At 37.1% G+C, this 23,682-nt stretch carries 21 protein-coding genes and 1 tRNA gene; 16 read left to right on the top strand and 6 right to left on the bottom strand.

Translation table 11 applies throughout. The features are described from left to right. The first annotated feature begins 68 nt into the window (after window positions 1-68). The 3 genes from mnmE to rsmG are packed head-to-tail and all read left to right on the top strand — an operon-like array spanning window position 69 to window position 4,099. On the top strand, window positions 69-1,445 hold the full coding sequence (gene mnmE / locus CTY48_RS17910) for a tRNA uridine-5-carboxymethylaminomethyl(34) synthesis GTPase MnmE (protein ID WP_099469812.1): 1,377 nt from the start codon (window positions 69-71) through the stop codon (window positions 1,443-1,445). A gap of 33 nt (window positions 1,446-1,478) precedes the next feature. Continuing rightward, window positions 1,479-3,362, top strand: coding sequence for a tRNA uridine-5-carboxymethylaminomethyl(34) synthesis enzyme MnmG (gene mnmG / locus CTY48_RS17905; protein ID WP_099469811.1), 1,884 nt, complete (start codon window positions 1,479-1,481; stop codon window positions 3,360-3,362). 11 nt (window positions 3,363-3,373) lie between these two features. Beyond that, window positions 3,374-4,099: a 16S rRNA (guanine(527)-N(7))-methyltransferase RsmG gene (rsmG, locus tag CTY48_RS17900; RefSeq protein ID WP_099469810.1), complete on the top strand. Its 726-nt coding sequence runs from the start codon at window positions 3,374-3,376 to the stop codon at window positions 4,097-4,099. A gap of 54 nt (window positions 4,100-4,153) precedes the next feature. Here the strand turns inward: rsmG and CTY48_RS17895 are convergent, their stop codons facing one another. Then, entirely contained in the window at window positions 4,154-5,107 is a 954-nt protein-coding gene (locus tag CTY48_RS17895) for an alpha/beta fold hydrolase (RefSeq protein WP_099469809.1), read from the bottom strand. Between the two features lie 318 nt (window positions 5,108-5,425). On the opposite strand from CTY48_RS17895, the gene CTY48_RS17890 reads away from it, so the two are divergent. The 10 genes from CTY48_RS17890 (at window position 5,426) to CTY48_RS17845 (ending at window position 14,195) form a co-directional block, all read left to right on the top strand. Then, window positions 5,426-6,499, top strand: a complete 1,074-nt coding sequence (locus CTY48_RS17890; RefSeq protein WP_099469808.1) for a sensor histidine kinase — start codon at window positions 5,426-5,428, stop codon at window positions 6,497-6,499. Then, window positions 6,499-7,140: a response regulator gene (locus CTY48_RS17885; protein WP_099469807.1), complete on the top strand. Its 642-nt coding sequence runs from the start codon at window positions 6,499-6,501 to the stop codon at window positions 7,138-7,140. The genes CTY48_RS17890 and CTY48_RS17885 overlap by 1 nt, the downstream gene beginning before the upstream one ends. Before the next feature lie 189 nt (window positions 7,141-7,329). Beyond that, window positions 7,330-8,103 carry a ParA family protein gene (locus CTY48_RS17880; RefSeq protein ID WP_099469806.1) on the top strand — a complete coding sequence of 258 codons (774 nt, stop codon included), beginning with the start codon at window positions 7,330-7,332 and terminating at the stop codon, window positions 8,101-8,103. After that, complete coding sequence (locus tag CTY48_RS17875; RefSeq protein ID WP_099469805.1) at window positions 8,103-9,002, top strand: ParB/RepB/Spo0J family partition protein; 900 nt, start codon at window positions 8,103-8,105, stop codon at window positions 9,000-9,002. Before CTY48_RS17880 ends, CTY48_RS17875 begins: the two co-directional genes overlap by 1 nt. A gap of 26 nt (window positions 9,003-9,028) precedes the next feature. After that, complete coding sequence (locus CTY48_RS17870) at window positions 9,029-9,535, top strand: DUF4446 family protein (RefSeq protein ID WP_099469804.1); 507 nt, start codon at window positions 9,029-9,031, stop codon at window positions 9,533-9,535. A gap of 59 nt (window positions 9,536-9,594) precedes the next feature. Then, on the top strand, window positions 9,595-10,644 hold the full coding sequence (locus CTY48_RS17865; protein ID WP_099469803.1) for an HD-GYP domain-containing protein: 1,050 nt from the start codon (window positions 9,595-9,597) through the stop codon (window positions 10,642-10,644). A gap of 103 nt (window positions 10,645-10,747) precedes the next feature. Beyond that, window positions 10,748-12,025: a serine--tRNA ligase gene (gene serS / locus CTY48_RS17860; protein ID WP_099469802.1), complete on the top strand. Its 1,278-nt coding sequence runs from the start codon at window positions 10,748-10,750 to the stop codon at window positions 12,023-12,025. 43 nt (window positions 12,026-12,068) lie between these two features. Beyond that, on the top strand, window positions 12,069-12,950 hold the full coding sequence (locus CTY48_RS17855; RefSeq protein WP_099469801.1) for a DUF3881 family protein: 882 nt from the start codon (window positions 12,069-12,071) through the stop codon (window positions 12,948-12,950). A 125-nt stretch (window positions 12,951-13,075) separates the two neighbouring features. Next, window positions 13,076-13,149: transfer RNA gene (locus tag CTY48_RS17850), tRNA-Arg, on the top strand. An 80-nt stretch (window positions 13,150-13,229) separates the two neighbouring features. Beyond that, window positions 13,230-14,195, top strand: a complete 966-nt coding sequence (locus CTY48_RS17845) for a 3'-5' exonuclease (RefSeq protein WP_099469800.1) — start codon at window positions 13,230-13,232, stop codon at window positions 14,193-14,195. 48 nt (window positions 14,196-14,243) lie between these two features. Here CTY48_RS17845 and CTY48_RS17840 read toward each other — a convergent pair whose 3' ends face one another. After that, entirely contained in the window at window positions 14,244-15,683 is a 1,440-nt protein-coding gene (locus CTY48_RS17840; RefSeq protein WP_099469799.1) for a D-alanyl-D-alanine carboxypeptidase family protein, read from the bottom strand. Between the two features lie 335 nt (window positions 15,684-16,018). Here CTY48_RS17840 and CTY48_RS17835 point away from each other — a divergent pair, with 335 nt between their 5' ends. The 3 genes from CTY48_RS17835 to CTY48_RS17825 all read left to right on the top strand — a co-directional run bounded on the left by CTY48_RS17835 (window position 16,019) and on the right by CTY48_RS17825 (window position 19,243). Further along, window positions 16,019-17,374 carry an MATE family efflux transporter gene (locus tag CTY48_RS17835; RefSeq protein ID WP_180272777.1) on the top strand — a complete coding sequence of 452 codons (1,356 nt, stop codon included), beginning with the start codon at window positions 16,019-16,021 and terminating at the stop codon, window positions 17,372-17,374. A 104-nt stretch (window positions 17,375-17,478) separates the two neighbouring features. Further along, window positions 17,479-18,399 carry an AEC family transporter gene (locus CTY48_RS17830; RefSeq protein WP_099469798.1) on the top strand — a complete coding sequence of 307 codons (921 nt, stop codon included), beginning with the start codon at window positions 17,479-17,481 and terminating at the stop codon, window positions 18,397-18,399. Window positions 18,400-18,433: 34 nt separating this feature from the next. After that, window positions 18,434-19,243 (top strand): CheR family methyltransferase, encoded by an 810-nt coding sequence (locus CTY48_RS17825; protein ID WP_099469797.1) that lies wholly within the window; start codon window positions 18,434-18,436, stop codon window positions 19,241-19,243. A 56-nt stretch (window positions 19,244-19,299) separates the two neighbouring features. Here CTY48_RS17825 and CTY48_RS17820 read toward each other — a convergent pair whose 3' ends face one another. From CTY48_RS17820 to CTY48_RS19775, 4 genes are read right to left on the bottom strand one after another with little or no spacing between them, the layout of a single operon-like run. After that, window positions 19,300-19,917, bottom strand: coding sequence for a V-type ATP synthase subunit D (locus CTY48_RS17820; RefSeq protein ID WP_099469796.1), 618 nt, complete (start codon window positions 19,915-19,917; stop codon window positions 19,300-19,302). A gap of 11 nt (window positions 19,918-19,928) precedes the next feature. Beyond that, the gene (locus tag CTY48_RS17815) at window positions 19,929-21,305 is read right to left on the bottom strand and encodes a V-type ATP synthase subunit B (RefSeq protein ID WP_099469795.1); all 1,377 of its coding nucleotides are present in this window, start codon (window positions 21,303-21,305) and stop codon (window positions 19,929-19,931) included. A 15-nt stretch (window positions 21,306-21,320) separates the two neighbouring features. After that, window positions 21,321-23,087, bottom strand: a complete 1,767-nt coding sequence (locus CTY48_RS17810) for a V-type ATP synthase subunit A (RefSeq protein ID WP_099469794.1) — start codon at window positions 23,085-23,087, stop codon at window positions 21,321-21,323. Further along, entirely contained in the window at window positions 23,080-23,676 is a 597-nt protein-coding gene (locus CTY48_RS19775; RefSeq protein WP_236355020.1) for a V-type ATP synthase subunit E, read from the bottom strand. Before CTY48_RS19775 ends, CTY48_RS17810 begins: the two co-directional genes overlap by 8 nt. Between the last annotated feature and the right edge of the window lie 6 nt (window positions 23,677-23,682).

Genomic DNA, 23,682 nt, shown 5'->3' with positions numbered 1-23,682 from the left:
GGGGACAGTCTTTTTGACTGTTCCTATTCGTCTATCATAGGAAATTTAAAGGAGTTGAAGAAAAAAAGATGAAGTGGGATACGATTGCTGCGATAGCAACGGCGATGAGTAACTCAGGAATCGGCATTGTCCGTGTAAGCGGAGAGAATGCCGTTGAGATTGTAGATAAAATTTTTAAATCGGCAAAAAAGAATAAGAAGCTGTCTGAAGTTGATACCCATACAATCCATTATGGACATATTTATGATGGAGATGAGATGATTGATGAGGTCATGGTAGTTCTGATGAAGGGACCAAACAGTTATACAAGGGAGGACAGCGTGGAAATAGACTGTCACGGTGGAATACTTGTTGTTCAAAGGGTATTGGAGACAGTTATTAAAAACGGTGCGAGATGTGCAGAACCCGGTGAGTTTACAAAGAGAGCTTTTTTAAACGGAAGAATCGATTTGTCACAGGCGGAGGCAGTCATAGATGTAATTAATTCAAAAAATAATTTTGCATTAAAAAACTCTCTGAATCAGTTAAAGGGTTCCGTTCAAAGTAAAATTAAAAATATAAGAGAGCGTTTGATTTACCATATTGCGTTTATCGAATCGGCATTGGATGATCCGGAGCATATTAGTCTGGATGGTTATAGTGACGAACTTACCGTAGTGGTTGATGAGGTAATGCAGGAATTGGAACAGCTGCTTGAGAGAGCAGATGACGGTAAGATTTTAAAAGAAGGAATTAAGACTGTCATTGTAGGAAAGCCAAACGTAGGAAAATCCTCGCTTTTGAATCATTTAGTAGGTGAGGATAGAGCGATTGTAACCAATATTGCGGGTACAACGAGAGATATTATAGAGGAAAATATTAATCTGCGCGGCGTCAGTTTAAATATTATAGATACTGCCGGAATCAGGGATACCGATGATGTGGTGGAGAAAATAGGTGTTGAGAAATCAATTCAATACGCAAACGATGCGGATTTGATTATATATGTAGTTGATTCCTCCACTAAGTTAGATGAGAATGATGAGCAGATTATTGAGATGTTGAAAGGCAGAAAAGCGGTTATTATTTTAAATAAGACAGATTTGGATATGGTTACGACAGAAGATATGTTGATAAAAAAGACAGAGAATTTTGTTATCCCGGTTTCGGTGAAGGAAAATAAAGGGATTGATTTGTTGGAGAAAACCATTCAAAATATGTTTATAAAGGGAACTGTGGAATTAAATGATGAGGTATATATTACAAATATACGTCAAAAATCATTGATTTCAAACGCTTTTGAGAGTCTTAAACTAGTTAAAAACAGTATTATGGATGACATGCCGGAGGATTTTTATTCCATTGATTTGATGGATGCCTATGAGAGTTTGGGACAGGTTATCGGTGAGGCAATGGAAGATGATTTGGTGAATCAAATATTTAGTAAATTCTGCATGGGAAAGTGATGCTTTGTGTTTATATTAAAGGAGATATAGGAAATGTCAGCATTAGTTGAGAATTATGATATTGTCGTTGTTGGGGGAGGTCATGCAGGCTGTGAGGCTGCTCTTGCCTGTTCCAGATTAGGTCTTGAGACCATTTTATTTACAGTAAATGTGGAAAGTATTGCACTCATGCCGTGTAATCCGAATATAGGCGGAAGTTCTAAGGGACACTTAGTTAGAGAAATTGACGCTTTAGGCGGTGAGATGGGCAAAAATATTGACAAGACATTTATTCAATCCAAAATGCTGAACAAATCCAAAGGTCCGGCTGTTCATTCTCTACGTGCACAGGCAGATAAGGCGGAATACAGCAGACGTATGCGTCAGGTATTGGAAAATACAGAGCATTTGACAATCAGGCAGGCAGAGGTAGCCGAAATTGTTGTGGAAGACAAGAAAATTACAGGAATAAAGACATTTTCAGGAGCCTTGTATAACTGTAAATCCGTTATTTTATGCACCGGAACTTACCTGAATGCAAGATGCCTTTATGGAGAAGTCATTAACTATACCGGACCAAACGGCCTTCAGTCAGCAAATTATCTGTCTGATTCGTTAAAGAAAAACGGTATTGAGATGTATCGCTTTAAAACCGGTACACCGGCAAGAATAGACAGGCGCTCCATTGATTTTACAAAGATGGAGGAGCAGTTTGGAGATGAGAGGGTCGTTCCGTTTTCCTTTTCCACAAATGCCGAAGATGTGCAGATTAAGCAAGAATCCTGTTGGCTGACTTACACGAATGAAGAAACACATGAGATTATAAGAGCCAATTTAGACCGATCCCCTATTTATGCGGGAATTATTGAGGGAACAGGACCAAGATACTGTCCGTCCATTGAGGATAAGGTTGTAAAATTTGCAGATAAGAACAGACATCAGGTATTTTTGGAGCCGGAGGGCCTATATACAAACGAAATGTATGTAGGAGGCATGTCAAGCTCCCTGCCGGAGGATGTTCAATATAGAATGTATCAAAGTGTTGCAGGATTGGAAAATGCTAAAATTGTTAAAAATGCTTACGCAATTGAATATGATTGCATTAATCCGAGACAATTGAATCCTACATTGGAATTTAAAGAGATTGAGGGATTATTCAGCGGCGGACAGTTTAACGGAAGCTCCGGTTATGAGGAAGCTGCCGCACAGGGCTTGATAGCCGGTATCAATGCAGCGCTTAAGACATTGGGAAGAGAAATGATTATATTAGATCGTTCTGAGGCATATATTGGTGTACTGATTGATGATTTGGTAACAAAGGAAAATAGGGAGCCGTACAGAATGATGACCTCCAGAGCAGAATATCGATTGCTGCTTCGTCAGGATAATGCTGTATTTCGTTTGTCAAAGACCGGGCACAAGGCAGGTTTGGTAAATGATGAGCAATATGAACGTGTAATGCGGATGGAAGAGGAAATTGAAAAGGAAATAAAAAGACTGGAAAATACTTTTGTAGGAACTTCCAAGGAGGTTCAGGATTTACTGGAGAGATATGAGAGTACTCCATTAAACTCAGGAACGGATTTAGCTGAATTGGTAAAAAGACCGGAGTTATCTTATGATGTGATTGCTCCTATTGATAAGGATAGGATAGAGCTCGATGAGAAGGTGACGGAACAGGTTAACATAACTATAAAATATGAGGGATATATCAAGAGACAGCTAAAGCAGGTAGAACAGTTTAAGAAGATTGAAAAGAAAAGGATTCCCGAAAATTTTGATTATGATGTTATAAGCGGACTTCGAATTGAGGCAAGACAGAAGCTTAATTTGTTTAAGCCGGTTTCCATTGGACAGGCTTCCCGTATATCCGGTGTTACCCCGGCAGATATATCAGTTCTGCTTGTCTATCTGGAGCAATTGAGAAATCATAAATAAGAGAGGTTAATATGGATTATAATATTGAAAAGTTTAAAGAGGGCATTCAAAATCTAGGAATAGAGCTTGATGAGATCCAGATAAATCAATTTATTTCTTATTATGAGATTTTGGTGGAATGGAATAAGGTAATGAATCTAACTGCTATTACGGAGTTTGATGAGGTAATACAAAAGCATTTTATAGATAGTTTATCAATTGTTAAGGCTGTTGATATGAATAAAAAGATTCGTTTAATTGATATAGGAACAGGAGCCGGTTTTCCGGGAATCCCGTTAAAGATAGTATTTCCTCATATTGAGGTGGTTTTGTTAGATTCTCTGAATAAACGTATTAATTTTTTGAATGAAGTGATTCAGAATCTTAACTTAGAAAAAATAAAAACGATTCACGGGCGGGCGGAAGATTTTTCGCATGATAAAGAGTACAGAGAGGGCTTTGATTTATGCGTTTCCAGAGCAGTTGCGAATCTTGCTTCTCTAGCGGAATATTGTCTGCCTTATGTGAAGGTAAAGGGAAGCTTTGTCCCATATAAATCCGGAAAGATAGAAGAAGAACTTGTGGCCTCCAAAAAAGCAATTCATGTATTGGGAGGAAAGATAGAGAATGAGGTGTATTTTAATCTGCCAAACTCAGATATTGAGCGTGCTTTCGTTATTATAAGGAAAGAAAAATCCACCCCGAAGATGTATCCAAGAAAAGCAGGAGTTCCGACGAAGAATCCAATCGGTGAATAGAGTGTAAAACAGCCAAGTCTCTTATGATTAAATAATTTAGAGACTTGGCTGTTTTTAATTATCAAAAAATATATTTACTTGCTCAAGAAAAACACTTGGTTTTTCAATATGAGGATAATTTCTTGTATCTGTGACAAAAAAGCTTTCGACAGAAGGATTGTAGTAGGAGTAATTTTCAATTCTAATTTTAATCTTATCTTGATTATTACCGGCAACAATGTAGATGCTGTTATTAATTTCTTTCAAAGCATGTATAATATTAACATTTGTATAACGGCCCTTCATACTTGCAAACAGGTATTTACCCTGACAATTTTGAAGATGGGCAGCTTCATAAAATTCATCTAGGTAAAGAATTGTTTTGCCGGATGAGGAGTGAAGCTTTTCAAGCAGGCTGCTTCTCACATTATTTTTTGAGAAGATAATATTGTAAATTAAGGTTCCAATAATAGGAGAGTCAAAAAGTATTTTGAGTGCCATACTTTTTTTGCTCGGTGCAAAGTTGGATTGAAGCAAGTCATCAGGATTCACAAGCATAATTTTGTGAAAGAGACTTGAGTCATTATGACAGGCCATAATGGTAAAGGAAGAGGAAAATCCGCTTGCAATTACATCCGTCTTGTGGCCGATTACATTTTTTATAAAATCTGAAATTAATTGAACATATAAATAATTCGTATAGGTCAAATAAGGCTTATCTGATAAACCACAGCCAAGCAAATCAAGTGTATAAACAGTATGGTTGATTGATAATTTTTTAACAACTTCTCTCCATTCCGATGAGGAGGAACAAACGTCCAAATCATGAATCAATAAAAGGGGAGAGCCTGTACCCTGCTTTGTATAAAAGACCTTTCCAAATCTCCAATTATAATATTTACCTTTTGCCGGAGAAAGGTTATTTTTTAAAGTTGCAGATACATATATTAGTTTGTTTATAATAGAAATTGAAAACGCCGTTACGGTTCCAAAGAGAATGGCATATTTTAATTTGTTTTTAATTTTCATTGAAAGCTCCTTTCAACTGTAATATAGTGAAAATGATTTAACTATATTATAGTCCATAATTATAGGATATACAAATACATTTTTTTAGTTCACGAAAAGTTTAAGATATGATAATATAATATTTTTAGATATGCAATCTTGTTTTTAATTCTATAAAGAAAAATAGTACTTTTGACACCTTTGACATTAAGGAATTTTTAGGAAATAATAAAGAATTTTACAATTTTATAAAAGTTAATGCAAATTTTTGTTTAAAAATTGTGAAAAATGAAGTAGAATAGAAGTGTATCTTAAATTACGAAAATTGGAAGGTTCAAAATGAGGGATAGTAAAGAGGATTATATAAAAAATAGTGAGTTTAAATTTTTTGACGAATTGAATAGTTTTGTTATTAAATTGTATGGCGAACTAATGACCGAAAGAGATAGCTGCATTATAAAGCAGGAAAGAAATATGGAATCATTATTAGAGTTAAAATCTAATATGTTATTATTAGAAGATGACTTATCATGTAATGAAAATATATTTCATCCTAATTATTCTTTGGAGGAAGTTAATTTAAAGCTAAGGTATTTACATGAAGAGGAGAAAAAAATAACAAAGCAAAATGAGGAACTTAGTGAAAAGATTCGTTCCTTAGATAATAGGATTGGGGAGATTGATCATATTATCAATAATATGAAGAATAAAAATTGTGGAGGATATTTAAAGAATTGTGGGGCAAATGAGGACTATAAGATAGAGATATTAAGAAGTCAGGAATTTGAAAGAAAAAGAATTGCCAGGGATATACACGACAGCGTTGTTCAAAAGCTAACGAACATGATTCATAAGTCAGAGTTTATTATGAAAATTATGGATCAAGATATTACCAGAGCAAAATTGGAATTGATGTCTATGTCAAACAATATAAGAAGTACTATAGAGGAAATGCGAAACATTATATATAATTTGCGTCCTATGGCATTGGATGATATAGGAATTGATGTTATAATAGAGAGAGAATTGCTGAAAATTAAAGAGAATGGAATTAATGTTACATATGATGTGCTTGGTGATAACAGCAATGTTGACCAGATTGTTCAGATTACCTTAATACGAATAATTCAAGAGGCTTGCAACAATGCAGTAAAGCATTCGGATTTTACTGAATTTTGTGTAAAAATAGTATATAACCAAGATTGTGTAGAGGTTTATATAAAGGACAACGGTAAAGGTTTTGAAGTTTTGAAAACAAATGATATGGTATATGAATCAAAGTCTGGATTTGGTTTATCGATGATGAGAGAGAGAGTATACTTACTATCAGGTTTGATAAATTTTGAAACAGGCGAGGATAAGGGAACACAAATATATGTAAAAGTTCCAAAATGTTTTAGGGAGGATAAGTAATGTCAATTAATATTGCGATTGTTGATGACCATGTGATGGTCAGAGAAGGGCTGATTCAGTTATTGGAGTTAGATGAAGAAATCAAAGTAGTCGGGCAGGCTGGAGATGGAGCTCAGTGTTTGGAGTTATTGAAAAAAACACAGGTTGATGTCATGTTATTGGATATCAATATGCCGGTTATGAACGGCTTGGAAGTATTAAAGATAATGAGAGACAGACGAGATGAAACAAAAGTTATTGTTCTCACAATTCACAATGAAGTTGAATATTTGTTAAAATCTGTAGACATAGGAATTAACGGATACATGCTAAAGGATTCAACCTCTGATGAATTAAAGAAAGCGATTTATTCTGTGAATAAGGGTGAAATTTATATTCAACCAAAGTTGTCTCCTTTATTAAATTCAAGACTGATAAACAGAAATGAAGACCAGAGAAAAATAGATGCTTTAACAAAAAGAGAATTTGAAGTTTTGAAGCTTCTCGCAGAAGGAATGTTTAATAAGGAAATAGCATCAAAATTGAGTATTAGTGAAAGAACTGTTAAAAATCATGTATCTAATATTTTTAAAAAGATAACGGTAGCAGACAGAACACAAGCAGCGGTTTTTGCAATTAGAAATAATATTATTGTTATATAATGTTTCACGTGAAACATAAAAATAAAAAGAGCGATAAGCTCTTTTTTATATGAAAAAAATAAGCCAAAAGTCCTATTTATATAAAATATTCAAAGGTTTCACGTGAAACATTTAAATATATGTAGAATATAAAAATGAAAAGTGATATAATAAAAAAAGTGAACTTATTTTTGAAAAAGGGGGATTGGAATGGGAAGAATTATTGCGGTCGCTAACCAGAAGGGCGGCGTTGGTAAGACAACAACAACAATTAACTTATCGGCATATTTAGCGGAGTTTGGTAAAAAAGTATTAACAATAGACATTGATCCCCAAGGAAATACAAGCAGTGGATTAGGGTTAGACAAGAATTCCATTGAAAATACAATATATGAACTGATGCTTGGACAATGTGATATAAGAGATTGCATGCAAAAGAGTATTATGGATGGTTTGAGTGTTATTTCATCTAATGTGGATTTGGCAGCCGCTGAAATTGAATTGATTGGTATTAAAGACAAAGAGTATATCATGAAGAGAGAAGTAGAAAAAATCAAGGATGAATTTGATTATATTATTATAGATTGTCCTCCTTCTCTTAATATGCTTACAGTAAATGCGATGACAACCGCTGATAGCGTACTGGTTCCGATACAGTGTGAATATTATGCGCTGGAGGGATTGTCTCAGTTGATTAGAACAATTAATCTTGTGAAAACCAGATTAAATCCAAAGCTTGAAATAGAAGGTGTTGTATTTACAATGTATGACGCAAGAACAAACTTGTCCTTGCAGGTAGTTGAAAATGTAAAAGCAAACTTAAAACAAGCTATTTATAAGACTATTATACCGAGAAATATAAGATTGGCGGAAGCACCAAGTCACGGACTTCCTATCAATTTATATGATGCAAAATCAGCCGGTGCGGAAAGTTACAGGCTGTTGGCAGAAGAAGTAATAAATAGGGGAGAGGAGGAGGAATAATGGCAGTAAGAGCAAAGGGATTAGGAAAGGGATTGGATAGTTTAATTCCTGATTCAGGTATCAAAGAAGAAAATGCCAAGATAATTGAGAAGGTAATTGAAAAGCCTGTAGAGAAAAAAATAAAGATAACAAAAATAGAGCCAAATTTAAATCAGCCAAGAAAAAACTTTGAAGAAGATGCATTGTTGGAGTTGGCAGATTCGATTAAACAATTCGGTATTATTCAGCCATTGGTGGTTCAGGAAAGAGAAAACTTTTATGAAATTATTGCTGGTGAGAGAAGATGGAGAGCAGCTAAACTAGCCGGTTTAAAAGAGGTTCCTGTTATTATAAAACAATACACAGAAGAAGAAGTATTGGAAATTGCTTTGATTGAAAATATTCAAAGAGAAAGTCTAAATCCGATTGAAGAGGCGATTGCTTATCAGAAATTGATTCAACAGTTTAATTTAAAGCAGGATGAGATAGCGGAGCGAGTGTCGAAAAGCAGAACGGCAGTCACAAACTCTTTAAGATTATTGAAGCTTGACGAGCGGGTTCAGCAGATGGTAATTGATGATAAGATTTCGACAGGACATGCCAGAACTTTAATCACGATTGAGGATAAAGAATTACAGTATCATCTTGCAAACAGAATCTTCGATGAAAAGTTGAGTGTAAGAGAAACAGAAAAATTGATAAAAAAACTTATGAGTGATAAGGAAGAAGAAAAGAAGAAAAAAGTCGAAATAAAAAACGATTTCATTTATAAGAATATCGAGGATAAAATAACATCAATCGTAGGGACAAAAGTTACTATAAATCAAAAGAGTAATAATAAGGGAAGAATAGAAATAGAGTATTACTCAAATGATGAGCTGGAAAGAATTTTTGACTTATTACAGACCATAGATAATTAAGTCATAAAATAGATTGGAAGGGAAATATGAATTTAAATGTTTTAAACTATAGTGTGTATTTGGAGCCACTTTACTTATTAATCGGATTTGCTGCGTTTGATTTATTGATTTTTATTATAGGAATTGTTGCACTCGTAAAGCTTGGAAAATTAAAAAAGAGATATAATATTTTCATGCAGGGAGAAGATGCAAAATCGTTGGAAAAGATTATATCGGAAAAGCTAGAGGAAATTGAAACATTAAAGGTATCAGATCAAAAGAATAAAAAGGATATCCAGAAAATCAATGAGATTTTGCTTTCAACCTTCAAAAAAGTTGGAATTGTAAAATATGATGCGTTCAATGAGATGGGCGGTAAGTTGAGCTTTGCGGTGGCATTGTTAAATGAAAAAAACGATGGTTTTATTATAAATGCTATGCATAGCAGGGAAGGCTGTTACACTTATATTAAAGAAATTATAAAAGGAGAGTCTTACATTCTGCTCGGTGAAGAAGAGAAAAAGGCATTGGACGAAGCAATAGGAAGCTTATAAACGAATGAAAATAATGTATCGCGCAAATGGTTTACATAACATAAACGGAGTATGGAGATATGAAGTTAAAAAATGTTAATGATTTAAAAGGTGGGGAGTATTTAGCAAGGCCTGTCTGTATTGGTCGGGATATTATTTTAATTTATGAAGGAACCTGTTTAAAGGAAGAGTATATAAACAAGTTACGCGAATTGGGTGTACAGCATGTGTACATTGCGGACGACGATGCAGAAGAAACAGATAAGAGCGGGTATAAAAAAGATTCGATTGTAAAGGATTATAGGGAGAAAATAAGAAACATCTTAGAGCGTCATGTCTACACCAGTAGAGACGAATTGGCAGAATTAAGGGAAATAGCATATGAGATAATTGAAGATATTATAAATGAAAATAAGATTGTTGAGGAAATTGAAAATTTGAAGGAGCATGAGGCAGACATTTATGAGCATTCCATTAATGTCTGTGCGCTGTCTATTTTGTTGGCAATCCGCATGAAGCTGGATATGCAGCTTATTCATTCGATAGCGGTGGGAAGTATCTTACATGACATCGGCTTTCGATATATACCGACATCGTATGCGAATAAGCTTATGAGTGATTTGAGCCGAAAGGATTTAAATGAATTTCGAAAGCATACAATATATGGATATATGGCAGTTGAATACGAAGAATGGCTGACGGAGGAAAGTAAGGATATTATCTTATCGCACCACGAAAGGATAGACGGAAGCGGTTATCCTCTTAGGAAAAAAGAGATAAACGATGCAACCAAAATTGTTTCAATCTGCGATGAATATGATACGCTTTTATGTGGAATTGGTTGTAAACCAATGAAAACATATCAGATTGTTGAAAATTTGAAAGCAAAGAGGGGAATAGAATTTGAAGAAAGCCATGTGGATGCTTTTTTGGATTTTATTGCTCTCTATCCAAACGGAACCAAGGTAGAAACAAACGAGGGTGAGATTGGAGTTGTAATCAGGCAAAACTCTAATTTCAAGGAAAGACCGGTTCTTAGTATTACAAAGGATAAATCTGGAAACAATATAAAGAAAGAAAAAGATTTATTAAAATACCTTAATATTTTTATAGAACGTGTAATAGAATAGAGAATCACCTTTACTAAAAAAATAAAATAAAATATAATGTTATAAACAGGATGAGCAAAAGCATTGAGGATGAATAAAAAAATGCTTTTCAGGAGGAACGAAAATGTTAGATATTAAATTATTGAGAAATAATTTTGAAGAGGTGGAGAAGGCTTTATCCACGAGAAATGAGGACTTTGATTTAAGTAAATTCAAAGAAATTGATGAGAAAAGACGCCAGCTTTTAGGTGAAGTGGAAGCATTAAAGGCAGAGCAGAATGTTGTTTCCAAGCAAGTTCCAGCTATGAAAAAAGAAGGAAAAGATGTAGCGCCGGTATTGGAAGAGATGAAGAAGCTTTCTGATAAGGTAAAGGAATTGACCACAGAGGTTTCAGCGGTAGAAAAAGAACTGAACAATTATATGCTGACAATTCCTAATATTCCAAATCCGAGTGTTCCAAAGGGAGCATCAGATGAAGATAATGTGGAAGTTAGAAAATTTGGAGAGCCGACAAAATTTAACTTTGAACCAAAGCCTCACTGGGACCTTGGATCTGACCTTGGTGTGGTTGATGCAGAGACAGCAGCAAAGGTATCAGGCTCCCGCTTTACTTTCTATAAGGGTGCAGGTGCTAGATTAGAGCGCGCTATTATGAACTTCTTTTTGGATACCCATACAGAAAAGCATGGTTATACAGAGGTATTTCCTCCTTTTATGGTAAGTAGAGAGAGCATGACAGGTACAGGACAACTTCCTAAGTTTGAGGAGGATGCTTATAAAGTACTCGGCGACGGAAAGGAATATTTCCTTGTACCGACAGCAGAGGTTCCTGTCACGAATATGTACAGAGAGCAGATTCTGGACGGAAGCCAGCTTCCGATTATGCACTGCGCGTATACTGCATGCTTTAGAGCAGAGGCAGGTTCAGCAGGACGTGATACAAGAGGTTTGATCAGACAGCATCAGTTTAACAAGGTAGAGCTTGTTAAATTTACAAAGCCGGAGGATTCTTATGAGGAATTGGAAAAGCTGACAAAAGATGCAGAGGAAGTATTACAGTTGTTAAACCTTCCTTATCGAGTTGTAAAAATCTGTATCGGAGATTTAGGATTTACAGCTGCGATGAAATATGATATTGAAGTGTGGATGCCAAGCTATAACCGCTATGTTGAGATATCAAGCTGCAGTAATTTTGAGGAGTTTCAGGCAAGACGTGCCAACATCAAATACAAAGACAGCATTCAGGATAAGGCAAAATATGTTCATACCTTAAACGGAAGCGGTGTTGCAATCGGACGTACAACAGCAGCCATATTGGAAAACTACCAGCAGGCAGACGGAAGCATTAAGATTCCAGATATTTTGGTACCATATATGGGTGGATTGACAGAAATTAAATAAATTTAGTTTTGCACACACAAAGACATGAAGCGAGGTGAGTTTAGTGCATAGTTACTTAAGAGCAATTGGTTTTAGTAATATAAAAAAGAAAAAAGATTTAGATTCATTACTGGATTTTGCGATACAAAACCCAGATAAAAAAGAAATGGCAGAAATAGAAGAAGGAAGCTTATTTACAGAAATATCAAAAGAGTTTACAAAGAGTATTGGTATCAATATTCGTGGTGAATATAATGAAGATAATGAATTTGATATGAGTTACTATTATCCATATTTTAAAGGAAAAGGTATCACCACAAACGAAGATGTTTCAGTAGAAAAGCATGCTGAAAAAGAATCCTATGCTGGTATCGTTGATGACGTTAAGGTAGGAGTATCCTTGATTTTTTATCTGCAAAATATTGCGGAATACAGGAATGAAAAAAGAATAGGTGCTTTGTCTAAACAGAACATTTCGATTACCCTTTCCGCTTTGTCTATCAAAGGAACCATTATTCTTCCGATTAGTAAGAGTGAAAATCAAATAAAAAATACAAGGGAGGCTTCCATAAATAGAAATACGCTGATTGCCGCCGCGAGAAACGGCGACGAGGAGGCGATTGAAAGCCTGACCTTGGAAGATATTGATACTTATACAATGATATCAAAGAGAATATTAAGTGAAGATGTCTTTACCATTGTGGATTCTTATTTTATGCCGTATGGAATTGAATGTGATCAATATTCCGTCTTAGGTGAGATTATAGATATGGAAACAGAGGTAAACACCTATACGGATGAAGAAATCTATATTTTAACATTGAATACAAATTCAATGACGTACGATGTCTGCATTAATAAAAAGGATTTAGTCGGTGAGCCGGCAGTGGGAAGACGTTTCAAAGGAGTCATATGGATGCAGGGGAAAATTAACTTTCCGGTGTAGGTATATTAATTTCTAAGAAATTACAGAATATTTTCATTATGTCATTGACTTTATGATTTAATCCATATAAAATAAAGAATGTGCCTTATTATTTGGTACATTCTTTATCATAGGAAATATCATATGTTCTCGTAGCTCAGTAGGATAGAGCGTCCGCCTCCTAAGCGGAAGGCCGCACGTTCGAATCGTGTCGGGAACGTTAGGAGTGTAACATTACACAAATGGGAAGGTTAAGCCTTTCCATTTTTTCTACCACTATAGGGGCGGTGAACGGATAAGATGAACTATATTGTGCTGGATTTGGAGTGGAACCAATGTCCGGATGGAAAAGAGAAGGAAAATAAGGAGCTTCCTTTTGAGATAATTGAAATTGGTGCGGTAAAGCTTGATGACAATTATAAGAAGATAAGTGAGTTCAGCGAGCTGATTAAGCCTTCTGTGTATAAAGAAATTCACTATAAAACGAAGGAAGTAATCCATTTGGATATAACGAAATTGAGAGAGGGAAGGAGCTTTTTGGAGGTCTGTCAATCCTTTTTTGATTGGTGCGGCGAAGATTACCTATTTGCCACATGGGGAAATATGGATTTGACAGAGCTGCAGCGTAATATGAAATATTACAGGATGAAGCATAAGTTTGAATATCCTCTTGAATACTGCGATGTGCAAAAGCTGTATGGGCTTTATTTTGAGAAATCAAAGGAGAGGCGAACGCTGGAATATGCTGTTGAGCAGCTTAATATCGAGAGAAAAAAGGAATTTCACAAAGCCCTTTTTGATGCGGAATATACAGGAAAAATATTGTCACTCATCAGCCAGAATTTTGTAATGAAAAATAAGTCGATTGATTATTATACACCTCCGGCAAATAGGGAAGAAGAAGTTTATTTAAAGTATGAGAATTATAATAAATATGTTTCAAGAGAATTCCCTTCGAAAGAGGAGGCTATGCTTGATAGGGAAGTTATCAGTACAAGATGTAAATATTGCAACAAGAATTTAAAAAGAAAAATAAGATGGTTTTCTATCAATTCAAGAATTTATTATGCGCTCGGGTATTGTGCAGAGCACGGTTATATGAAGTGCAAAATCAGAATGAAGAAGAGTGAGAAAGAGAAATACTTTGTGGTAAAGACAATAAAGCATATCAGTGAGGAGGAAAGCTTCCTCATCGGAGATAAGAGGGACGAGCTTCGGGTAAAAAGAAGAGTCAAGCGGAAACTGAAAAAAGAGAATACAATATAAAAGGAATTTCCCATTCAAAGGAAATTCCTTTTTGTATATCAAAGTTGCTTATGATTTAAAATCAAAATCGTCCAGTTTAAGACGTTCCCGTCTGTGCTTCCTTATTTGTCTCCTCTTAAAGAAGTGATAATTTCGAAACAGAATAACAGAGAGAATTGTCAGTAAAATAAGAACAATGACGATTACAACGACAACAATAATCTGTGTCTTAGTAAAGACAATCGCTTTTTTTGAAGAATCCGGGGTGGAAGCGGTACTGCTATCGGAAGCATCAACGGAATTTGAAGATGAAAAATTAAACTCCGGTATATTTAAATTCGTTAAATCAATCGTTGTGGAACCCACCGTTTTGCCGCCATAAGAGTAAGATAAGGAGGCAAAGGAATTACTTCCGTCATTGTTGTATTCCAGTGTTGAGTCGGCATCGGAAAAAGCTGCTGTAATCGGAAGTATGATTTCGCCCGATTTATTAATTTCAATCATAGAATCCGTATTTCCAAAAATACTTGTCTCGCTGTCATAAAAGCTTGCGTTTTGAAGTGTATAATCCTTTTCGTTTTCCGAAATATTCAAAATCTGAAAGTTTTCAAAGCCCCAGTCAAACAGTTCTTTTGTCTCCGTATATTGAAGAGGCGCCTCTGTCTTCATAACAACGCATACAAGCTCCATATCACCCCGTTTGGCAAAGGTAACTAAAGTTTGTCTGGCTACGTTCGTATAACCGGTTTTTCCGCCAATTACGTCGGCATCCGCATAGCTTCTTTTCGGAAGCATCTTATGGTGATTGGAAAGCGGTCTTGCCTCCACCTGAAGATTTGTCGGAGGTATGGTATAACTCGTTGTGGAGGTGATAGTGCGGAAGGTCTCATTCTGCATCGCAGCTCTTCCGATTAACGCCATATCGTAGGCGGAGGTGTAATGCTCCTCATCAGGAAGTCCGTTTGCATTGTCAAAATGTGTATTTAAACAGCCAAGCTCCGCAGCTTTCGCATTCATCATATCGACAAAGCCCTCAATGCTTCCTCCGACATGCTCTGCAACCGCGTTAGACACCTCATTTGCGCTTTCCAGCATAATTCCGTAGAGGCATTGCTCCATGGTGAGCTGCTCACCGTCCACGATGCCGATATGGCTGCTTCCCGGCTCAATCGAGTAAACCGCATTGTGGGAAAAAGTTACAATTTCATCCAGGCTGCAATTCTCAAGTGCCAGAAGAGTGGTCATAATTTTTGTGATACTTGCTGGATATAATTCTTCATTTACATTTTTTTCATATAGAATAGTTCCGGTGTTGATATCCATTAGGATAGCAGATTCAGCCTCCACCGAAGGACCGTCAGGCCAAAGGCTGGGATCACTGTTTGTTTCATTTGTTGTTTCTTCTGTGGATACCTCTGTGGTTTCCGCGGTAGCGTGAACAGTTAATATATTTGATAAGCATAAAAATGCAATAAGTGCATGGCAAAGCAATCTCTTTGGTTTTCTCATTATCTATAAATCTCCTCATGTGGTTTTGTTTCCATCGTTACGATTACGGTAACGTCCTTATCATTATATTGCATTTTTTTATACTTCGCAATTATATTTCAAAATATTCACAAAAAACACAAAAATACGGCTTCAGGTATGGACAAATATTCATAAATATGTTAGGTTAATAGAGTTACAACCATTAATTATGGAATAATGATGTTGAGCTATAGATTTTACTGTTTCTGATTTGTTAAACAGTAGGTTTCTATAGCTTTTTTTATACGCACCTTGCGGAGAGGAAGTTGTTGCTTCGCAATCCGCTTGGGTGCGAAGTGTGAGAGGAGCTTATTATGGTAAAAGTAGAAGAACAATCGGTTCATGTGATGGAGAAAAAGGAGATTCTTCCTTTATTATTGTCCAATTCAATACCGCCGATGATTTCCATGCTGATTCAATCTCTTTATAATATAGTAGATAGTATATTTGTAGCAAAACTTGGTGAGGATGCGATTACAGCGGTTTCCATTGTGTTTCCGCTGCAGAACCTGGTGCTCGCCATTGCGGTAGGACTGGGAGTCGGTATCAATGCCTGTATGGCAATTAATATGGGAGCAAAAAATAAGGAAACTGTGAATCTGACAGCGTCAAACGGCATTGTTTTGACTGTATTTCACTCCTTGCTGCTCCTGCTAATCGGTCTGTTTCTTGTAAAACCGTATTTGGAGATGTTTACGAATAATGAACAGGTATTGAAATGGGCGCTGGAATATGGTCAGATTGTAATTTGTTTTTCATTCGGAAGTCTGTTTCATATTAATATAGAAAAGATGTTTCAGGCATCGGGCAATATGTTTGTGCCAATGATTTTGCAAGGTGTGGGTGCGATTATAAATATTATTCTTGCCCCGATTTTGATATTTGGAATGTTTGGTCTTCCTGCACTGGAGGTAAGAGGAGCTGCGATTGCGACGGTTATTGCGCAGATGACAGCATGCCTCCTTGCAGTTATTTCCTTTGCGATTATGAACAAGGAGGTTCATATCAGTTTAAAGAAGTATAAGCTAAAGTGGTCGATGGTGAAGAGGATTTATTCGATTGCTATTCCGTCAGCGATTATGATGTCACTTCCTTCCATATTAATCAGTATTTTAAACGGTATTTTGGGAAGCATATCAAATACTGCGGTTGCAGTGTTTGGACTGTATTATAAGCTGCAGACCTTTGTGTATATGCCTGCAACCGGACTTATTCAGGGAATGCGTCCTATCATATCCTACAACTATGGTGCAGGAAGATATGACCGCCTGAAAAAGACGGTGAAGGTGAGCCTTATTGTGGCAGGCGTGATTATGGCGATAGGAACGGTAATCTTTATGGGTGCGCCAAAGCTTATCCTATCTATGTTCTCGGCAACAGAGGAGATGAATGCAATCGGTGTCGGTATGCTTCGTATTATAAGCTGCGGCTTTATTGTATCTTCGGTGGGAATTATCTATTCAGGTCTGTTTGAGGCATTGGGAAAAGGAAGGGAATCGCTTATTATCTCTCTTTTGAGACAGCTTGTCGTGACGGTGGGTCTGACAATCGTTCTATCAAGGTTCATGGGATTGACCGGAGTATGGATTTCCTTTCCGATTGCAGAGGGAATCGCCGCGGTTTTTGCGATTTTATTAATAAAAAAGGAGTTTAAATCCTTTGAAAACTAAACAATATGGAGAAATTTGAAATTTATTATTTATAATGATTGTTTGGTACAGTGAAAGTGCTATAATAGACATAATATTTTATTATAGACTGGAGAACATCAGAAATGGGCTATTTAGGAATTATTGACACAATGTTTAAGCTATTTGCACTGTTGCTTTTGGGTTATTTTTTCAATAAGAAAAAATACTTTGATGAGGATACAAACGCCAGATTATCAAATATGGTTGTTCAATTTACGGCACCTGCCCTTATTATAAGCTCCGTATGCAATATTGAGGCGGCAAATAAGATGGAGGTGCTTAAAATTGTAGGAATTGGTGTTATAATATATATAGTTATGCCAATTCTCGCTTTTCTGATTGTGAAGCTCATCCGGGTAGAGAAGGACAAGGCAGGCATTTATCAGATGCTGATTATCTTTTCCAACTGTTCTTTTATGAGTTATCCGATTGTACAGGCTCTTTACGGCGATGCCGCTATATTTTACAATACCCTTTTTCATATGCCTTTTAATATTCTAATCTTTACCTACGGTGAATATCTGCTGGCAAAGGATGAGGGCGGTGTAAAGGTGAAGCTAAAGGATATTCTTTCACCAGGACTTCTGGCTGCACTGGCAGCTGCACTTATCTACTTTGCCGAGATACCGGTACCGTCCTTTATTGCTGAAACAGCATCCTTCCTTGGAGGAATTACGACACCGATGTCGATGATCATACTTGGAAGCGTGCTTGGAAATTATCCAATCAAAGATTTATTCAACGAGAAGAAACTATACCTTGTTGCGGTGATTAAATTGATTGTGATTCCGATTGCTGTTTGGCTTATCTTTAAAAATGTATTTACCGATCCGATTATTATTGGCGTTGCAACACTTTCGATGGGAATGCCGGCAGCTTCGATGTGTGTTATGCTGAGTTTAAAATACGAGGGACAGGAAAAAACGGCTTCGGTCGGTGTATTTCTGACCACACTGCTTTCTATGGTATCGATACCGGCGATATATATTTTATTGTTAAAATAGTTATAACTAGTTTTGCAGGGAGGCTTGATGAGCTTTGAAAATAGACGACAGACAATTTTTTAGAATCACAAATTATATCAAGCAAAAATATGGCGTGAACCTAAGCAGTAAGAGGGACTTTGTAGAAAAAAGACTGGAAAGGCTTATGGAGGAAACGCACTGTCAAAGTGTGGATGAATTTACAGAAGCGGTTGAGTACGGCAAAAATGAGGAGCTTAATGCAAGACTGATTTCCTCCATGGCGACAAGTTACACTTATTTTCTGCGTGAATCTCTTCATTTTGAGTTGTTAACGGATGTTGTGCTCCCTAAGCTATATAAGCGTGGAAATACGGAGACAGGGATAAAAGTATGGTCTGCAGCATCTTCGTCCGGTGAGGAGGCATATTCTATTTTAATGACAGTTCTGGACTTTATGAAGGAGGAGGCGAAGGACTGGAAGATAGAGGTTGTGGGAACCGATATATCTAAGGAAATGCTAAAGAGGGCAGAAATTGGTGAGTACAGTAAGATAGAGGTGGAGAAGCTTCCGGAGGAGTGGATAAGAGCGTATTTTACACCTAAAATTGACGGCGGCTATCGGATTAATGATTTTGTAAAAGAAAAAGCTGTGTTTTATGAGTTGAATCTGGTATCTGAGTTTGAGTTTGAGAAAACGTTTCATGTTATTTTCTTAAGGAATATATTGAGCTACTTCGAAAGTGGATTAGCGAATCAAATTGTGGATAAGATAGCGGATTATTTAGAGGTTGGTGGATACCTGTTTATCGGAATCAAGGAGGAGATACGTATTGTTTCTCATAAGCTGATATGCGTACAGCCTTCTGTATACCGCAAAATATAAATAGGAAGTAAAATGCATAAAATAATAAAAGTGTGAGCAAAAACTCACACTTTTTATTATTTTGAATGCGTTCTCTTGATTACCTTTAATCGTGTAAATTCTTCACGCTCTTTTTCTTCCAAAGCATTTTGAATACTTGTAGTAAGTGTTTCATAATAAGGAATGGTAATATTTTTAAGGGCATTCGCACGTTTCTGTGTCTTCTTGATGTTGGTTGCCAAGCGATATGCGGCATTCTCAATCATAGAAAGATTAATCGTTAACTGCTTTACCTTTTCAAAACAAGATCTTGCGATATCAAGCGATTCCCTTGTACTGTAATAAGCATAAGTAGGCATTGTATCGCAATGTTCTGCCTGTACTAATGGAATTTCAGTTCCCATAATACTACGGGTCTTAATCATGATAGAATCTTCGATCGGTATCGTTGTGGCAATTTCCTGCACATAGTTGATACCAAGCTCCATATTTGTTCGCTGTAATGCCCTGTATGCGGATGTAAAGGTAACATCAATTTCTGATTGAACACCCTTTGCCTCATCAATCAATTCCATTAACTCACGGATAAGAATGTTTCGTTTCTTATCCATAAGTTCATAGCCTTGTTTTGCAAGAACAAGAGAGTTTTTTGCCAACATTAAATTACCCTTAGTGGGGAATGTATTTGGATCCATTGAATCACCTCTTATTCAGCTTTATAATATTTATCAAGAATCTTTGTATCAATACGGTCAAGTTCTTCCTTAGGAAGTAATCCAAGGAGTCTCCAGCCTAAATCTAAGGTTTGTTCAATTGTTCTGTTCTCAGCCGGGCCCTGGCCTACATATTCAGCTTCAAAGGCAAGACCGAATTTTAAGTATTTCTTATCGATAGGAGAAAGCTCATCCTCACCGATAACGGAAGCAAGTGCTCTCGCCTCACCAACCTTTGCATAGGAAGAGAAGAGCTGGTTTGCAACGTCCTGATGATCTGCTCTTGTATAGCCTTCACCGATACCGTCCTTCATCAGACGGGAAAGAGAAGGAAGAACATTGATTGGAGGGTAGATGGACTTTCCGTGAATACTGCGGTCTAATACAATCTGTCCCTCTGTAATGTATCCTGTTAAGTCAGGAATTGGATGTGTAATATCATCATTCGGCATTGTTAAAATTGGAATCTGTGTCACAGATCCGTTGATGCCCTGTACAATTCCGGCTCTTTCGTAAATAGTAGCGAGCTCACTGTAAAGATAGCCCGGGAAGCCCTTTCTGGATGGGATTTCACCCTTTGAAGAGGAAACCTCACGCATTGCCTCCGCATAGGAAGTCATATCTGTTAAGATAACAAGAATATGCATGTTCTTCTCAAATGCCAAATACTCAGCCAAGGTCAAAGCAACCTTTGGTGTAATCAATCTTTCTACAACCGGATCGTTTGCTAAATTAAGGAACATAGCAACGTGGTCTGAAACACCGCTCTCCTCAAAGGTACGGCGGAAGAACTCAGCAACGTCATATTTTACACCCATCGCGCAGAAAACGATAGCAAAGTCTTCATCGGAGTCATCTCCAAGGGAAGCCTGCTGTACAATCTGTGCAGCGAGCTGATCATGAGGAAGACCGTTTCCTGAGAAAATAGGAAGCTTCTGTCCACGGATCAGTGTGGTAAGTCCGTCGATAGCTGAGATACCGGTACGGATATAGTTACGAGGATATTCACGCGTAACCGGGTTAAGCGGTAAACCGTTAACATTCTTTTTTACATTGGACATGATAGGTCCTAAACCATCAATCGGCTCACCGATACCATTGAAAGTACGTCCGAGCATGCTGGTGGAAAGAGCGATTTCCATCGGATGTCCTGTTAATTTTGTGTGAGTATTTTTCAGGGACATGTTTTCTGTTCCTTCAAATACCTGAATAATTGCCTTATCATCGTAAATTTCAACAATACGACCCAATTTCTTTTGATTGCCTTCTACGGTAAGTTCAACGATTTCCTCAAATGCGGCATCCTGAACACCTTCCAAAACGATAAGGGGGCCGTTAATTTGACTAAGTCCTAAATATTCAATTGACATATTATAACCTCCTCCTTATGCATTCTTATCGATTACTTTATTATAGAAATCATCAATGTCTTTCTTTAACTGGTCAAGCTTCTCCAGTTCGCTGTTTGCCACATCATATTTAACCGAAACAACACGCTCGAAGATATTGTCTTCCTTCAAAACGGACATCGGCATACCCATAGCAACCAAAGCTTTTGATTTCGTATATAAGTATAAAATAACATCCATCATCTTGTACTGCTTTTCCATTGGAACGCAGGTATCTTCCGGGTGGAAGGCATTCTGCTGTAAGAAGCCTAAACGGATTGCCTTTGCAATCTCAAGAACAAGCTTCTGCTCATCAGGAAGAACATCGCTACCAATCAGCTTAACAATTTCCATCAAGCTGCTTTCCTGGTTTAACAGAGAAATTATCTGGCTTCTACATTCCATAAAGTTTGCAGAAACATTACTTCTGTACCAAGGAGTCAAATCATCCATATATTCACTATAACTGGTCAGCCAGTGAATAGCAGGGAAGTGACGTGCATAAGCAAGAGATTTATCAAGTCCCCAGAAGCATCTTACGAAACGCTTCGTATTCTGTGTAACCGGCTCAGAGAAGTCACCACCCTGTGGGGATACTGCACCGATAATCGATACGGAGCCTTCTGTACCGTTTAAGTTTTCCATCATACCGGCTCTCTCATAGAAAGCGGATAATTTGGAAGCAAGGTAAGCTGGGAAACCTTCCTCGGCAGGCATTTCCTCCAGACGTCCGGAAAGCTCACGAAGTGCTTCCGCCCAACGGGAAGTGGAGTCTGCCATGATAGCTACATCATAACCCATGTCTCTGTAATACTCAGCAAGGGTAATTCCGGTGTAAATACTTGCCTCACGGGCAGCAACCGGCATGTTTGAAGTATTTGCAATCAGAGTTGTTCTGTCCATCAAAGGATTTCCGGACTTAGGGTCAACCAACTGAGAGAAATCTTCCAAAACCTGTGTCATCTCGTTTCCACGCTCTCCACAACCGATGTAAACGATAATGTCAGCGTCAGACCATTTAGCAATCTGGTGCTGTGTCATTGTCTTACCGGTACCGAAACCTCCAGGAATTGCAGCAGTACCGCCCTTTGCGATTGGAAAAAGAGTATCCAATATTCTCTGTCCTGTGATAAGCGGAACGGAGGTAGGGAAACGTTTCTGTGTAGGTCTAGGAACACGGATTGGCCATTTCTGAGCCAAGGTCAATTTCATCTCTGTACCGTCAAGTAACTGAACAACAGCGATTGTATCAGTAATGTTATATTGTCCGTCTTCTACAACGCTCACAATGCGTCCCTCTACGTTAGGAGGAACCATGGACTTATGAGTGATAGCGGATGTCTCAGGAACCTCGGCAATAATGGTACCGCCATATATTTCCTGACCCACTTTTACAGTCATATGAACATCCCAAAGCTTTGCAGTGTCAAGAGAATCAACACTTACACCACGGTTGATATAAGCACCGCCTTCTTTGGCAATTTCACTAAGTGGACGTTCAATACCGTCAAAAATATTATTTAAAATACCAGGTCCGAGTGTAACAGAAATAGCATCACCAGTGGCTGTTACTTCTTCACCTGGTTTGATACCGGTTGTTTCCTCATAAACCTGTACGGTGGTGGTGTCAGTAGTCAGATTGATTACTTCACCTACCAAATTTTCTTTACCAACGTAAACCATTTCAGACATTTTAAAGCCTGTATTGCCGCGAAGGTAAACAATTGGTCCGTTTACACCATATATAATTCCAGTTTTAGTCATTGGAGATACCTCCGTTAAATATAAATTTTGCTCTTGCTTCTGCAAGTAAGGTCTCAAAAGAGTTGTCAATTAAGATGTTTCTGGCTTTTATGGCAGCTCTCGTTCCTCCGAGGAAGGAATATTCACTTACAGTAAGCGATGTATTAGTTGCAGCCTCCAAGCTGGATTGTCTGGAGGAGTCCGCAGGATCAATATAGATAACGATGTCTTCATTTTTTGCAAAATTCTTAGCAGCGTTAATTTGAGAAATTAAAAGCTTTTCATATTCAGGAGTTTCCATATATTTAGAAAGTAAGTCCTTTACTTCAACAAAGAGCTTTCCTTTTAACTCCTCCTGCTTTCTTGTAATCTTTCTTTTGACTTCAAGATTCTGCTTAGATAACGCTTTATTTTTATTACGCTTCAAATTTTCTTTTTCTATTTTTAATTCTACTTGAGCCTGGCGAAGCTTTTTTTCCTTGTGTTCTTCAAACGATTTCTCAAGAGAGGCGTTATATTCATCAATCATCTGAACACTTTTTGCCTTTGCATCCTGCAAGGTAAATTCTTGAAAATGCTGTAATTTTTCTTCTAACGTCAATAGTTTCACCTATCT

The organism is Konateibacter massiliensis (assembly GCF_900184995.1).
GTDB lineage: Bacteria > Bacillota > Clostridia > Lachnospirales > Lachnospiraceae > Lachnotalea > Lachnotalea massiliensis.
This window is presented reverse-complemented; position numbering and strand designations above follow the sequence as displayed.

Bases quoted from the DNA above. Each gene is read 5' to 3' on its own strand.
- mnmE (WP_099469812.1), top strand. From the start codon at position 69: ATGAAGTGGGATACGATTGCTGCGATAGCAACGGCGATGAGTAACTCA.
- mnmG (WP_099469811.1), top strand. From the start codon at position 1,479: ATGTCAGCATTAGTTGAGAATTATGATATTGTCGTTGTTGGGGGAGGT.
- rsmG (WP_099469810.1), top strand. From the start codon at position 3,374: ATGGATTATAATATTGAAAAGTTTAAAGAGGGCATTCAAAATCTAGGA.
- CTY48_RS17895 (WP_099469809.1), bottom strand. From the start codon at position 5,107: ATGAAAATTAAAAACAAATTAAAATATGCCATTCTCTTTGGAACCGTA.
- CTY48_RS17890 (WP_099469808.1), top strand. From the start codon at position 5,426: ATGAGGGATAGTAAAGAGGATTATATAAAAAATAGTGAGTTTAAATTT.
- CTY48_RS17885 (WP_099469807.1), top strand. From the start codon at position 6,499: ATGTCAATTAATATTGCGATTGTTGATGACCATGTGATGGTCAGAGAA.
- CTY48_RS17880 (WP_099469806.1), top strand. From the start codon at position 7,330: ATGGGAAGAATTATTGCGGTCGCTAACCAGAAGGGCGGCGTTGGTAAG.
- CTY48_RS17875 (WP_099469805.1), top strand. From the start codon at position 8,103: ATGGCAGTAAGAGCAAAGGGATTAGGAAAGGGATTGGATAGTTTAATT.
- CTY48_RS17870 (WP_099469804.1), top strand. From the start codon at position 9,029: ATGAATTTAAATGTTTTAAACTATAGTGTGTATTTGGAGCCACTTTAC.
- CTY48_RS17865 (WP_099469803.1), top strand. From the start codon at position 9,595: ATGAAGTTAAAAAATGTTAATGATTTAAAAGGTGGGGAGTATTTAGCA.
- serS (WP_099469802.1), top strand. From the start codon at position 10,748: ATGTTAGATATTAAATTATTGAGAAATAATTTTGAAGAGGTGGAGAAG.
- CTY48_RS17845 (WP_099469800.1), top strand. From the start codon at position 13,230: ATGAACTATATTGTGCTGGATTTGGAGTGGAACCAATGTCCGGATGGA.
- CTY48_RS17840 (WP_099469799.1), bottom strand. From the start codon at position 15,683: ATGAGAAAACCAAAGAGATTGCTTTGCCATGCACTTATTGCATTTTTA.
- CTY48_RS17835 (WP_180272777.1), top strand. From the start codon at position 16,019: ATGGTAAAAGTAGAAGAACAATCGGTTCATGTGATGGAGAAAAAGGAG.
- CTY48_RS17830 (WP_099469798.1), top strand. From the start codon at position 17,479: ATGGGCTATTTAGGAATTATTGACACAATGTTTAAGCTATTTGCACTG.
- CTY48_RS17820 (WP_099469796.1), bottom strand. From the start codon at position 19,917: ATGGATCCAAATACATTCCCCACTAAGGGTAATTTAATGTTGGCAAAA.
- CTY48_RS17815 (WP_099469795.1), bottom strand. From the start codon at position 21,305: ATGTCAATTGAATATTTAGGACTTAGTCAAATTAACGGCCCCCTTATC.
- CTY48_RS17810 (WP_099469794.1), bottom strand. From the start codon at position 23,087: ATGACTAAAACTGGAATTATATATGGTGTAAACGGACCAATTGTTTAC.